Annotated in this window: 10 protein-coding genes; 4 read left to right on the forward strand and 6 right to left on the reverse strand. The window is 52.9% G+C overall.

The features are described 5' to 3' along the window. Positions 1-26: 26 nt before the first annotated feature. Positions 27-680, reverse strand: a complete 654-nt coding sequence (locus MTX78_RS16500; RefSeq protein ID WP_243796519.1) for a flavin reductase family protein — start codon at positions 678-680, stop codon at positions 27-29. A 335-nt stretch (positions 681-1,015) separates the two neighbouring features. On the opposite strand from MTX78_RS16500, the gene MTX78_RS16505 reads away from it, so the two are divergent. Beyond that, positions 1,016-1,882, forward strand: a complete 867-nt coding sequence (locus MTX78_RS16505; protein WP_243796520.1) for an aldo/keto reductase — start codon at positions 1,016-1,018, stop codon at positions 1,880-1,882. Positions 1,883-1,963: 81 nt separating this feature from the next. On the opposite strand, the gene MTX78_RS16510 is transcribed toward MTX78_RS16505, so the two are convergent. The 3 genes from MTX78_RS16510 to MTX78_RS16520 all read right to left on the reverse strand — a co-directional run bounded on the left by MTX78_RS16510 (position 1,964) and on the right by MTX78_RS16520 (position 6,287). Further along, positions 1,964-3,814, reverse strand: a complete 1,851-nt coding sequence (locus tag MTX78_RS16510) for a DUF885 domain-containing protein (protein WP_243796522.1) — start codon at positions 3,812-3,814, stop codon at positions 1,964-1,966. A gap of 175 nt (positions 3,815-3,989) precedes the next feature. After that, complete coding sequence (locus MTX78_RS16515) at positions 3,990-5,225, reverse strand: hypothetical protein (RefSeq protein ID WP_243796524.1); 1,236 nt, start codon at positions 5,223-5,225, stop codon at positions 3,990-3,992. Between the two features lie 459 nt (positions 5,226-5,684). Continuing rightward, on the reverse strand, positions 5,685-6,287 hold the full coding sequence (locus tag MTX78_RS16520; protein WP_243796526.1) for a T9SS type A sorting domain-containing protein: 603 nt from the start codon (positions 6,285-6,287) through the stop codon (positions 5,685-5,687). A 1,157-nt stretch (positions 6,288-7,444) separates the two neighbouring features. Between MTX78_RS16520 and MTX78_RS16525 the strand changes: the two genes are divergently transcribed. Then, entirely contained in the window at positions 7,445-8,161 is a 717-nt protein-coding gene (locus MTX78_RS16525; protein WP_243796528.1) for a 3-ketoacyl-ACP reductase, read from the forward strand. Between the two features lie 91 nt (positions 8,162-8,252). On the opposite strand, the gene MTX78_RS16530 is transcribed toward MTX78_RS16525, so the two are convergent. Beyond that, positions 8,253-9,902 (reverse strand): DUF6345 domain-containing protein, encoded by a 1,650-nt coding sequence (locus tag MTX78_RS16530; RefSeq protein ID WP_243796529.1) that lies wholly within the window; start codon positions 9,900-9,902, stop codon positions 8,253-8,255. 360 nt (positions 9,903-10,262) lie between these two features. Continuing rightward, positions 10,263-11,537, reverse strand: coding sequence for a carboxypeptidase-like regulatory domain-containing protein (locus tag MTX78_RS16535; protein ID WP_243796531.1), 1,275 nt, complete (start codon positions 11,535-11,537; stop codon positions 10,263-10,265). Between the two features lie 283 nt (positions 11,538-11,820). Between MTX78_RS16535 and MTX78_RS16540 the strand changes: the two genes are divergently transcribed. Next, a complete protein-coding gene (locus MTX78_RS16540; RefSeq protein ID WP_243796537.1) occupies positions 11,821-12,567 on the forward strand; it encodes a superoxide dismutase in 747 nt (248 codons plus the stop codon). Positions 12,568-12,802: 235 nt separating this feature from the next. Next, positions 12,803-13,819, forward strand: coding sequence for an alkaline phosphatase D family protein (locus MTX78_RS16545; protein ID WP_243796538.1), 1,017 nt, complete (start codon positions 12,803-12,805; stop codon positions 13,817-13,819). Positions 13,820-13,821: the final 2 nt, after the last annotated feature.

Raw genomic sequence — 13,821 nt, forward strand, 5'->3', positions numbered from 1 at the left:
TTTTTTGCGGAGTGCGCTGTGTAGGGCTAGCCGTTTGCGTCCTTGCTGCTCTCCTTGTACTGCGGGCCTTGGCCGGGCCGGGCGTAGGCAAATGCCCCCACCTGCGTAGCTCGGTAGTAAGTATCGAGGCCGGATACGCAAACATCGTCGACGGCGACCAGGTCGAGGGTGCCGTCGGGCAGCAGCACGTTTTCGGGAAGGTAGATATGCTCCACGGTGCCCACCAGGAGTGCCGTGCCGTTATGAATCGGCAATTCTTCCTTCAACCGCAACCCGATACTGATTTTGCTTTCAGCCACATAGGGCGCTGGAAAACCGTCGCGGAACTCGGCCGTGAAATGGCATTGCTCGAACTCCGATTCTTCGGCCGGGAAGTCGGCGGAGGTGTAGTGGGCCTGGGCTACAAAGCCGGCGTGCACGTGGTTGATGGTGAAACAGCCCGTGGTTTTCAGGTTCTGGTAGGTATGGCGCGGCACGGTGGTCGGCCGCGTAACGATGCCCAACACCGCTGGTGCCGACCCCAGGTGAATCACCGAGCTGAAAATGGCCAGGTTGGTGAACCCGCCTTCGTCGGCAGTGCCAATGAGGTTGGTGGGCTTGTAGCCGGGCAGAGCATTGATCAGGTTGAGACGAAATACCTTCTCGAAACCCTTAAGGTCGTCGGGGGTGATGTGGCGCATAAAGAAGTAGGGTATAAGCTAAACCACTTGCGGTGGTTGAAAACGTGAGCAGCAAGCAAAAGTAACCGGAGTTTGCGAGGCGCTATAGCCACGCCTGAAACCAAACGCGCATTGGTTGCCAGCACCAAAAGCTATGGGCAGCTGGAAAGGTTTATCTGTTTCTTGGTTGTGGGTACCCGGCCGCGACGCAAGCCCAGCATTCAACACAGCGCTTCGGTTTCAATCTGGCCCCACAGCCGCTGCCTATACCTACAGCATTCTGGTATATCATCGCCTTGTTGGCGTGGAATACGTTAGTGGTAGTATCGTTTTTCATTCCAATTAGACTACTCATCATGGCAGGCACAACCAGCACTTCTTTTGACGCTACCTACACATTGGGCGGCGATATCACCATCAACCGCATGGGCTACGGCGCCATGCGCATCACCGGCGACGGTATCTGGGGTCCACCTAAAGACCACGACGAATCCATACGCGTACTGAAGCGGGCGGTGGAGCTAGGCGTCAACTTCATTGACACCGCTGATAGCTACGGCCCGAACGTATCGGAAGAATTGATTGCCGAGGCCTTACACCCGTATCCGTCCAGTCTGGTGATTGCTACTAAGGGTGGACTTACGCGCACAGGTCCCAACCAATGGCCCATCAATGCTCACCCCGACCATCTGCGGCAAGCATTGGAAGGCAGCCTGAAGCGGCTGAAGCTCGATCAAATCGACTTGTACCAGCTGCACCGCATCGACCCGGAGGTACCCTTTGAACAAACGCTGGAATTTTTGCAGCAAGCCCAGGAACAAGGGCTGGTGAAGCATATTGGGTTGTCGGAGGTCACCGTCGAGCAAATCAAGAAGGCCCAGGAATACGTGCGGGTGGTGTCGGTACAGAACATGTACAGTGTTGACAACCGCAAGTGGGAGGCCGAACTGGAGTACACCGAGCAACACGGTATTGCGTTCATTCCGTGGTATCCGCTCAGCGGCGGCAACGAGCAGGCCCTCAGCAAACTCGACCAGATTGGCCAGAAATACAACGCCACCAAACAACAAGTGGCGTTGAGCTGGCTGCTGCACCGGGCGCCCAACATCCTGCTCATCCCGGGCACCTCGAAAGTGCAGCACCTGGAGGAGAATATGAAAGCAGCTTCCATCTCACTTTCGCAGGAAGATATGGCCGAACTGGAAGCACTGCATCAGGCCTAACAGGCACGCACAGAAAAGCGGGCTGATTTCTTTGACGTTGTATCAAAGAAATCAGCCCGCTTTTCTGTGCGCGCTTAGTGGTTATTTCTCGCCGTAAGCCCAGGTATCCATCTTGCGTTCGAGCACTGAAAGCGGCATCACCCCGTCTTTGAGCAGCTCATCGTGGAAACCCGCCAAATGGAAATGCTCCTTATTTTGACCTGGATACTGCTCACGCAGCGCATTCGTCTTAGGTCCTAGCTGCTTCTGGTATTTTTCGCGTAGCTCCCGGATTTTCAGCGCGCCTATTTTGTAGCTCAGCGCCTGCCCCGGAATAGCCATGTACCGCTCGATTTCGGCCGTAGCGCCTTCTTCACTGATGGCTTCGTTCTCTAGCATGTAGGCAATGGCCTGTTCCCGGGTCATGTTTTTGCTGTGCATGGCTACGTCTACTACCAAGCGGACGGCGCGGTGCATCTCGTCGCCGAGGGCGCCCATGTACTGGTAGGGGTCGGTGTAGAGCCCTAGCTCTTTGCCCAGGCTTTCGGTGTATAGCGCCCAGCCCTCGCCCATGGCTCCATACCAGGCAAACCGGCGAAACTTCGGTAGCTTGTCGTTTTCCTGTTGCAGCGAAATCTGATAGTGGTGGCCCGGAATGGCTTCGTGCAAGAACAACGACTCCATGCCCGACGTCACGTTGAAGGTTTTGGCGTCCAGAATCGGGATGTAGAAGATGCCAGGCCGGGAGCCATCGGGGCTGCCTTGGTTGTACTCGGCTGAGGCCGAGGCGGCGCGGAAGGCTTCGGTTTGTCGAATTTCAAACGGCGTTTTGGGAGTGCGCCCAAACATCTTGGACAGGTTGGGCGTGATTTTAGCCTGAATAGTCCGGAAAGCGCCCAACACATCTTCCGGCGTCTGGTACGGCATCAGCTTGGGGTCGGTCTTCAGCGACGCAAAGAAGGCTTTCAAGTCACCCTTGAACCCAACTTGCGCTTTCACTTTCTCCATTTCCGTACGAATGCGCTTCACTTCCGACAAGCCAGTCTGGTAAATTTCCTCGGGCGTTTTGTCGGTGGTAGTCCAGCTCTTCACGTAGTAGCGGTAGATTTCTGGCCCGCCAGGCACAGCCGCAATACCGGTAGTGGTCCGAGCTTTGGGCAGGTACTCTTTCTCCAAGAAGTTGCCGAGCTTCCGGTACGTAGGCACCAGCTCTTCCATGATGGCTTTCTTGTACGCGGCTGTAATCCGCTCTTTGTCTTCGGCGGAAATTTCTTTTGGGAAGCGGTTGATGGGGCCGTAGAACAAGCTCTTAGTTGGGTCCGTCACTTCTAAAGCACGCATCTGCGGAACCATCCGCTCCACCAGCGTTTTGGGCAGCACCACCCCGGCCTTCATGCCTTGCCGGAAATTGACGATAGCCGAGTCGCCCCACACCGAGAAGCCACGTACCCGGCCCAGCCAGTTATCGTAGTCTTTAGCTGTTTTGAACGGCTGCACTCCCTCGCCGGAGCCATACTGCCCCATAGAAATGGGCAAGCCCCAGAACTGCTGAAACGGCATCATCCAGAGGTTCAGCTTCAACCCTTCCAGCTTGGTTTCCAAGTCATACTGAAAGATGTCGTAGCTGATCTTGTCGTTTTCCGACAGCTTTTCGCGGTTGAATTTCTTGAGGCCGTTGAGGTATTTCTCGTAGAAGCCTTGCACCTGCTGGCGGAAGGCGCGGGTTTGGTCGTTCGGCAGCTGGTCGTTGTAGCGGTTGTCGCCCTGCGTGGTAGCCTCCAGCGGGAACAGGCGCGCCTGCTCTTCCCAGTACCCCGCAAACAGACCTGATAGGTCCTTGATTTTACTGATGTCCGTTTCGATAGGAGTGCTGCCATCCGCAGCAGGTTTTTGTTGGTTGCAAGCACCTAATAGGGTTGCAGCTAGCAAGCCAGTAAAGGCAAATTTCTTCATGTAGAAAAGCACAACAGAGTTTTGTGGTCAAAAGGTAAGCGGTTTGCACGGTCCAAGGAAAAAGTTTGCCTTTTATGACAAGACCTTGTAACCGGTCCGACACCGGAAAGCCCCCAAGAAGCGTTTCTTAGAGGCTTTCAGGTGGGAAGCAGCACCAGCAAAAGATGGTGGCAGTTTAAGGCGTCGTCGCAAACTTCTTGCTTATCACTCCTTCCGATGTGACAGCCTGCACTATATACACGCGCGTTTCGGCAGCAGGCATAGGGATGCTGCGCTTCACAAGCTCAGTTGGCGCAGCTGTTAGTGTTTCTGTGTACAGCACCCGCCCCATGGTATCCAACACCCGCAACTGTTGCAAGGCGCCCGGCACTTGCACTATCACATTCAGGTTGCCCTGGCTGCCGTACGCTTCTACTTTCGACGTTGCGCTTCCTACTTGCACGGGCACCACCTGCGTGTAAGAAAAGGTGCCATCCAGGTCTACTTGCTTGAGGCGGTAATAATTCAAGCCGTTGCGCATGCCGTAGTCCGTGGCCTGGTAGTCATGACGGACAGCGGAAGTACCGGCCGCCGCCACCGTTGCCACAGTGCTGAAGTTTTTGCCGTCTGAAGAGCGCTCTACAACGAAGCTAGCAGCATTCATCTCGGAAGCCGTGGCCCACCGCACGTTCACTTGTGCTTGTTCCAAACGAGCGGAGAAGCTTATCAGCTCCACGGGCAGCGGCCCAGCCAAGCAGTCAAAAGGTGTGTTGTTGACGAATATATTAGTTGCCACGAAGTTCCGAACGGCACCAGGCGTGGCAATAATAGACCCTTCCACCCGGAGGGTGCCTCTCCCCTGCCCGTCTAGTCCTTCCACGGCCGTGTTGCCTTGCGTAATGGTTAGGTTTCCACCTATTGTAATGCTACTAGGAGCAGACAAGACCGTGTTATTGGCAATAGTTACGCACGAGCTAGTTTGCATGGGAGCGGCTAGGGTGCCGATGGCCTTGATAAACGAAATCTTGAACAGATCAAGCGCATTGCCACCAGAGCGGCTTTGCACTCTAAGACGCTCCTTCGAGTTTCCTCTTATGTCGCCAATTGTGAGTGTATGTCCTCCCGCATCCACCAACGTTCCAGTAGGTGTGATGGTCAGCAAGCCGTCGTCTCCACCCACTGCATAGTCGGTATTCAACCGAACTGTGTTGTTGATTGTGATGATATTGTTTGCGCCAGGTACGGGATACGAGTCGGGCACGGGTACTCCGTTTTGGGTGGCAGTCCAGGTACTAGGAGCAGTCCACAAGCCGTTGGGCGTTCTTGACTCGTAGATGATAGGCGTATTCGACCCCGGTTGTGCGTACGCGTTCGAGGCGAAGTTTAGCACGCAGAACCACATGCTAAAAAAGAACAGTAAAGGCGTTTTCATAGAGGGCAGGTTTAGCAGAGCAGTTGTCAATTCTGCAACAAACTTACCTTTCCTGAAAACCGATTAATAGCTAATCCGCAACTATACAGATAGATACATAAAAAATGGTTTTATACAAATAGGATTTCTTCAATTAAAATATTTCAACACAAAAAGTGTCTTAAGATATCTCCTACCAGCTTTCAGTATAAATTTCGGAAGGCATTCGGAGGCCCCGGAAACGCAGATCAGATGCCGCTTACTGCTATTTTCCTTGGCATAATCCAGTATACAAAAAAGGGCCTGAAAGTTATTTCAGGCCCTTTTCTCGGCTTGTATCAATTTGTGCGCGTGTGCCCTATGCCATTCGTGGTAACCACCTATGGTGACGCGAACCTGTTATATGCACTTCGAGCTCTTATGGAGTCCATTACAGGAATGAATGTCCTTGTAACGGGTGCTGGCAAGGGTATTGGTTATTTAACGCATCGTTGCAAACTTCTTGCTTACCACTCCTTCCGACGTAACGGCTTGCACCATGTACACGCGGTTTTCGCTACCCATGGGCACCGAGCGTGTAACAAGGCCGGTAGCGCCTTCAGGTATGGATTCGGTGTAAAGCACTCGGCCCATCATATCGAGTACTCGCAGTTGCTGCACCGTACCTGGCATTTGCAGTACAATGTTGAGGTTGCCTTGGTCACCGTAGGCTTCCAGTCGCTGTGGCTGTGCGTCGTCCCCTACTTGTACAGGTACGACGGGCGAATACGTGAATGTGCCGTCCAAGTCGGTTTGCTTCAAGCGGTAGTAGCTCAATCCGTTACGCACATTGCGGTCAGTTGCTTCATAGTCGCGGCGCGTGGAAGAGTTACCAGCAGCTTGCACTACAGCAACGGGGCTGAAATTCTTGGCATCCGAAGAACGCTCCACCGCAAAGTTGAGGGCGTCTTTCTCTGATGCCGTGGCCCAGCGGAGTACCACTTGGCTGTTGTTGTACTTAGCATCGAAGCTAATTAGCTCCACGGGAAGAGGCACCAGTACGTCACAATCCTGGTTAACCTCAGGATCGTTTTGGATCTGCACGTTTACGAAAATGAAATTTCTTAAGGCGTTCGGATTACCGTCCAATCTACCTCTAACCCGGATTATAGATCTAGCATTTCCACCGCCATCTAGGCCATTTGCAGCAGCATTACCCTGTGGCACAACTAAGTTGCCGTTTACGGTGATAGTAGTTGGAACAAATAAGTCAGATTGGTTGCCAACAGTCATGCAGGAAGCAGTTGCAAGCGGAGCTGCAATGGTCCCTTCTGCTTTTATAAATTCAATTTTGTATAGGTTCATAGCAAGCGTTGTACGAGCCGCTACTGTGATGCGCTGTTGTGCACTACCGCGTTGATCCCCTACTGTCAATGTGAACTGACCAGTATGAGATAATGTGCCTGCCTCCGTGATAGTTAGTGCTCCGTTGTTACCACTAACATCATAATTGATATTTAGCCTAACGTCGTGGCCGATGACTACATCGTTATTAGCATTTGGAGCAGGAAACGAAGAGATTAGCGTTCCATTTGGACTAATGGCTGTCCAAGTACTCGGGGAGTTCCACGGACCATTGCTCCTCGATATGTATCTGGTGGCCTGTGCCTGCGACTCCGAAATGGAGCCAAATAGGCAAAAGAAGGCTAAAAAGACAGTGAGTAAGGTGGGTTTCATAGTAATTGCGTTTGACGAAGCATGACTTAATTCTTCGGCAAATTACGCTTACCACAACTTTATGATGCCTAAACAGCAGAAATACAGATAGATACATATAAATAAGAAATATTCAATTCAATTTATAAAGATTATAATATTTTAAGTGACTTATCTAATTACATGCAATCAACCATTATTATTTTGCAATATAAAAAGACAAGTAATAAAGAAATAATTCAAGTCGCTGTATCTGATGACTAATTTTTCTTATTAAAATACAATATATCGAGCAGCTATACTGCCGGGCTTATCTGAACACTGTGCGCCTCAGCTACATACCTCTAAAACACGCACCAAAACAGCCCAAACTTCTTACCAACGCTGGCAATAAAGCAAGAAATTACCTTTGTGCCGCTAACCTGTGCCAACAAAAGCTTGGCGTCCCCGTCAACCATATGCAAAGCACCAAAGTAAGATAACTGTTTCGCCGCAGATCGGTTGTACAAGCTTCTCTCGTTTACATTCTCACGTTCTAAGTTCCTATGGAATCCATCAGTGGAAAAAATGCCCTTGTAACGGGCGCAGGTAAAGGTATTGGTCGGGCCGTGGCGCTTGCCCTAGCACAAGAGGGCGTACACGTGGCCTTGTTGGCCCGGACCGAGAGTCAATTGCAGGACGTTGCCAAAGAAGTGGAAGCCTTGGGTGTAAAGGCGACCATCGTGGTGGCTGACGTGGCTGACCGCGCTGCGGTGGAGACGGCCGTTTCTCAAGCCGAAGCCACCCTAGGTACCATCGACATCCTAATCAATAATGCGGGCATCGGCACGTTCGCCAAGCTCGTTGACATGGACCCGGCTGAGTGGGAACACATTGTGCAGGTGAACCTGATGGGAACCTACTACACCACCCGTGCTGTGTTGCCCGGCATGATAGCTCGCGAAACCGGCGACATCATCAACATTGCCTCCACGGCTGGCCAGCGCGGCGCGGCCACTACCAGTGCCTACAGTGCGTCCAAATTTGCCATTATGGGCCTCACCGAGTCGCTGATGCAGGAAGTCCGCAAGCACAACATCCGCGTATCGGCCCTCACTCCTAGTACCATTGCCACCGAGCTTGCCATCAGCAACAAGCTCACCGACGGCAACCCCGATAAGGTAATGCAGCCCGAAGACTTAGCTGAGTTCATCGTGTCGCAGCTCAAACTCAACCGCCGCATCTTTATCAAAGAAGCTGGTATGTGGAGCACCAATCCGTAACCAAACTAGATAACGCGGACCCGTTATCTACTAGCAAAAGAAAAAGGCTACCGTGTGGCAGCCTTTTTCTTTTGCTAGTAGATACTGGATACTATGAATAGATAGGCACTCTTACTTTATATCTCTTTTTCAGATTGTCACCAAAATCAACTTCATATTCACGCTGTGCTTCTATGCTACCGTAGCCTCCGTTCACGTTATAGCCTATTTTCTCTTCAATAATTTCGGCGTCTTTGGCACTAGCCGATCTTAAAGCGCCGGTACCGTTTGTTTCGGTGGCGCTATTTCGAGCAAGAATAGCAGCCAGCTTTTGCTGAAATAACTTGTCGAGCGTTTTTTCGTCGAACGACGCATACTTGCTGTCGGCTGCGCCTTTTCTGTTGCTGTCGGGGGCAAGCGTTGATTTGGCTTTCGTGCTGAGGTCCACGACTTTTTTCGCGGAGTTTGTGATGGCAATCACGTTTCCATCATTATCAATGCTCACCCGCACCAAGCCGTTGCCGTCGTTGATGGTTGGCAGGCCATCAATGAGCTGCCGGAACTGCACGATGGTTTCCGTAACAACTGGTTCTCCAATTTCGCCACCGCCTTTGCTGGAACCGCCGCAGCTAAAGCCATGAATTACTTTTTCAATCCGCAAATCCGCTTTTTTATCGAAGCCGGTTTCAGCTAGTACAGACTTGGCAATTGTAATTGCTTTGTCTTGGCTGATCTGGCGAGTGTTTTCATAATTGTACTTGCCAGTTACTATGCTAATAGTACCGTCTTTCGCTACCGATGCGCGTTTGTCGCCGTCTTTCAAATACGCATTCCCGTCCCGATCATAGAGCATGGTTTCGGTTGCTTTATTCGAGAAGCCTAATACAGTTGCGGCCTTCACTAATTCTCTGTCCTGCGTAGTAGCACTTTCCAGAATAGCTATTTTGGGTTCTGCTGGAATAGCAGCAGTTGAAGCCAGCAGCATCTCCGAAGTGGTAGCAGCGGCACTGTACCAGCGCCAATGATAGAAGTTGCGGGAGGTAGCAGCGCCATCAAAAATTCGCTCGTTGAACACCCGGTTCTGGGCCTCCGCGGCGGTAGCGCCCGTCGCGACGACGGTGGGCGTTTGGTTGTGCGAGATGCGCCAGCTTGCGTCTAGCCACGCAGTGCTGAAAGACTTGTTCTTGTTCCACTCTTCCCAGAAGAACTTGCCATAGTTGGCGTCGTCTACGCTAACTGTTTCGAAGCCAAACAGCATTCTGAACCCGAGGTTGGCGGGGTGCCACGTACGAATAGGGTTGTGGGTGCCAGAAATGCGGCATGAATAGCAAGTGGACCAGAAAATGTAGCGCACCGTTTCATTGCCGAGCCGCATGTCGGACGAGAAAGCCCAGTCGCGGTTGCTCCATTTGCTGCCCAGAGGAATCTGGAACACGCCATTGTTATCCATGGCGCCGTGGCCGGAGTGGTAGAAGGCTACTACCGCATCAGCGCCGTAGGTGTCCTGCCAGTTGTCGTACTGCTCTTCGTACAGCCAAACCTGAACCCCGGAATCCTTATACCAGAAGTTGCCGGGCGTGAACTTGGTTACATAATCTATCCAGCCTTGCGCGTCTTCGTGCGTGAGCCCAAGCGGGCTGGCTGAACTGAACGTTTCGATGCTGCACGCACCGTACATGTCAGCAGAGCCACTGATTACGGCTTCTGCCCCCACTTTGCTTTTTGCAATCGGGGATTCACTTTCAACTATCATCTTTTTCATAGCGGGAGTTTTTATTACATAGAGAAGTTTCTATATAACAAAACTATAGTGCCTCTCTCCGCTACGCAAAAAACGCGGGTCACATAATCATGCGGTAAACTACCATCTACCACTGATTGTCAGCTAGTTAAATTTTAAAAGGCCATTGTAACAGGTAGTTTGTACGGGAGCAGATTATACATATCTAGGTTGGCAAACTCTTAGCTGTCATAACCAGCTTCTGCCTCACTAGCATCCTCACAAACGCACACTGCCTTCACGCAACACGGCACCAGCGCCACCCTCTACATGGGTAGCTTGCTGGTGCCGTGTTGCGTGAAGGCAGAGCTACTGGGCGGTGCTACGCGGCTTTGTGGTGTATTATTTCTGCGCGCCAGCTTTGGGCTGGGGCTTTTTAACCATGGTCCCGAAAGCGCCTTTTTTCTCGAACGAGGCTACTACCTCATCTTCAACAGGCGTGCGCTGTACCACCGGATTATTGGCCCAGAACTCAGGGTCGTATTTGGTGGCTTTAATTGTTTCCAAGTCCCGGTCGTCGAGGCTGGCGCGGGCGTAGGGAATGTTGGTGGCCTTCGTGGAGGTGTCGTAGAAGTAAGTGAACGACGTTACGCTGAGTGGTACGGTGCCGGTTTTGGTGCCCGTAACCAAGTCGGCGGTGAGGTCTACCTGCATGTGGTCGATGGGAGAAACCAAGTCGCTGGAAGGCTGAAATACCATATCCACCGACAGCTTAGGGTTCTTGAACTGCTGGTTGGGGTTGCTGGAAGTGGCCGTAAAATTGGGCTGGGTCATCTTGTACCGCACAATCTTGTTGGTTTCAATATTGATCCAAATCGTACCGGAAGACTGGTATTTGATTTCTGGCCGCGTCTCGAAGGATATTTCCGCAATGGTGCTGCTGTCTTGGTCGAGCAAGCCTTTCAGTTCCAGCAAGTAGTTTTTCACGGTGTTGGGGCTGAGCAGCGCCAACGACTTGGTGCTGTCCATACCAGCGTCGTAGAGACCGTAGCGGCGGGTGTAAATCGAGAAGTTGCTGAACGCGGTGGCGGCCTGCTTGGCCGCGTAGCGTCCCTGCGCCACAGTGGTTCCTTCGATGCGGGCCGGGTTGGATTTCACGTTCCACACCACTTCCTGGAGCTCAGTGGGCTCATTGCTGATGCGCGTGAGCTGCCGGTAGTAGGCTTTGCCGTAGAATTTGCGGGAGTAGCTGCTTTGCAGTTGCCGAAACGCCTTTTCCACCAGCTGGAAAGGGTAGCTGTTCACTTTCACCTCGGGCAACGCCACCGAGGCCGGGGCCATGGTTATTTGCAGCGGAGTGGTGTAGTTGGCTTGGGTTACACGCGCCGTGTCGCGCAGGTGACCTAGCTCCGAGAAGACCAGCGTACGGGGCACGTCTTTGAGCACCAGCGTAAACTCTCCGTTGGCATTGCTGGCAGTGCCGTTGGTGGTGCCCGCCACCGAAATGCTCACGAAGGGCAGCACCTCTTTGGTTTCTCTATCAACCACGGTACCGCGCACCGTGTATTGGGCCAGGGCAGCTGAATTGAGGCCAAGAAGGGCAACCAAGATAAGTCCACTCGTTAGCAGCAAGCGCAACGGCGACCAACGACGGATAGAAAAAACAGACGAGAACAAGGCGGTACTGGTTAAATGAACAATGAAAGTGAAGTCCTAACGGATAAAGAAGGCCGAAGCATATGTTATGGCCACAAAGGTAGGCCAGGGTGAAGTTTCGGTGATGGAAAAAGTGGAAGTTTCTCGCTGGAATACAAATACAATACCGATTCGGCTACTTCACTCGGTGAAGCTGTTTTACTGTTCAGTACGATACCTTTTTCTTCATCTGCGTACACCCGGCGGAACCTATCTTGGTACCTTCGCTGGTATCATTCTTTCCTTCACTCCAATTTTCCACGTCATGCTGAAGCGAGATTTTTTGAAAAACGGTCTATTGACCATGGCCGGTGCCCTGGTTAGCCCCGCTTTGCTGGCCCGCGCCCACGACGAAAAGCTGCTCCGCGAAGCCCGCGCCACCCCTATTGCCGACGGCCCTTTTACCCTTCCGGCTTTGCCTTATGCCTTCAATGCACTAGAGCCCCACATTGATGCGCGTACCATGGAAGTGCACCATGATGCCCACCACAAAACCTACGTTTCCAAGCTGAACGAGGCCGTGACTGGCAAGCCACAAGAGAAAATGTCGTTGGCCGACTTGCTAGCTTCGGCCAGCAAGCAGTCGGATGCTGTGCGCAACAACGCCGGTGGTCACTTCAACCACTCTATGTTCTGGCAGTTGCTGTCAGCGAAAGGCGGCGGGCAGCCCACGGGTACGTTGGCCACGGCCATCACCAGCAGCTTCGGCTCGTTCGACAAGTTCAAGGAGCAGTTTGCTACGGCGGCCACCAGCCGCTTTGGCTCCGGCTGGGCTTGGCTGAGCGCCGACAAAGCCGGCAAGCTGTTTATTTCCTCGACCCCCAACCAAGACAATCCCCTCATGGACCTGCCGGGTATCCAGCACGGCACGCCGGTGCTGGGCCTCGACGTGTGGGAGCATGCCTACTACCTCAAGTACCAGAACAAGCGTCCTGAGTATGTAGCCGCTTTCTGGAACGTAGTCAACTGGAGCGAAGCCAACCGTCGCTTTGAAGCCGTGAAGAAAAGCTAACCGCTTTTCCCCTTGGCCTTCTTTGCCAGGCATTGAATTTCACATTGAAAAGGGCTGTCAGATATTCTGGCAGCCCTTTTCTGTTTCCAGAGGTAGGTGGCGCTCTAGCAACCACCAGTAGGCTGTGCTTGTGAGTCGTTGCTAGCGTGTGCGCTTCACCTATGCATCACTTAGTTAACAAACACTTCACATGCGGCTCTGCACCAAGCAGACGCCAGCTTACCATCTTTGCCGGATGAAAAAACACCTGTTAATCCTCCTATCGGCGGGCATGCTATTTGGCAGCTCGGCTACCGAGGCACAAAACAAGAAGGAACTAACGGTAGCTTTTGGCTCCTGCAACCGCATCGATCTGCCCCAGCCTATGTGGCCCGTTATTGCCAAGGAAAAGCCCGATGTCTGGATCTGGCTTGGCGACAACATCTATGGCGACACCGACGACATGGCGATGCTTAAAGGCAAGTACGACAAACAGTACAACCTGCCCGGCTACAGCCAGTTTCGGGCCCAAGTGCCCACCATCATCGGCACCTGGGACGACCACGACTACGGCCGCAACGATGCCGGCAAAGAGTATCCCTACAAAAAGGAAAGCCAGCAGCTCGCCCTCGACTTTCTTCAAGAGCCCGCCAATACCCCACGCCGCCAACAGGAGGGCATCTATGCTTCCTACGAGTACAAGGTGGGCAGCAAGAAGGTGAAAGTGATTCTGCTCGACGACCGGTACCACCAGGACGCGCTAACGAAAGACACCCAGAAAGCCTACATCGCCAATCCTACCGGCGACATCCTGGGTGCCGCGCAGTGGCAGTGGCTGGAGCAGCAGCTCAACAACAGCACCGCCGACGTGCACATCATTGGTTCGGGCATTCAGTTTGTGCCCCAGCAGCACCCGTACGAGAAGTGGGCCAACTTCCCCGTGGCGCGCCAACGTTTCCTCGACCTGCTAGCTTCCAGCAAAGCCAAGGGCGTGCTACTCGTTAGCGGCGACCGGCACATCGGAGAGTTTTCCAAAATAACGCCGGCGGGCATGCCCTACCCCGTGTATGAAATTACGTCCAGCGGCCTCACGCACCCAGCCGTCAACAACAAAGGCGAAGACAACCAGTACCGCGTGGGCCCGCTCGTCAACCAGAAGCACTACGGCGTTTTTCGCTTCCGTGAGCAAGGCAAGAAGCTGTTCGTAGCGGCCGCCCTAAAAGGCGAAGATGGCAAGGTGATTTACGCCGAGGATATCGAGGTGAAGCCCTAAGG

The sequence above is a fragment of the Hymenobacter tibetensis genome (assembly GCF_022827545.1).
Taxonomy (GTDB): Bacteria; Bacteroidota; Bacteroidia; order Cytophagales; family Hymenobacteraceae; genus Hymenobacter; species Hymenobacter tibetensis.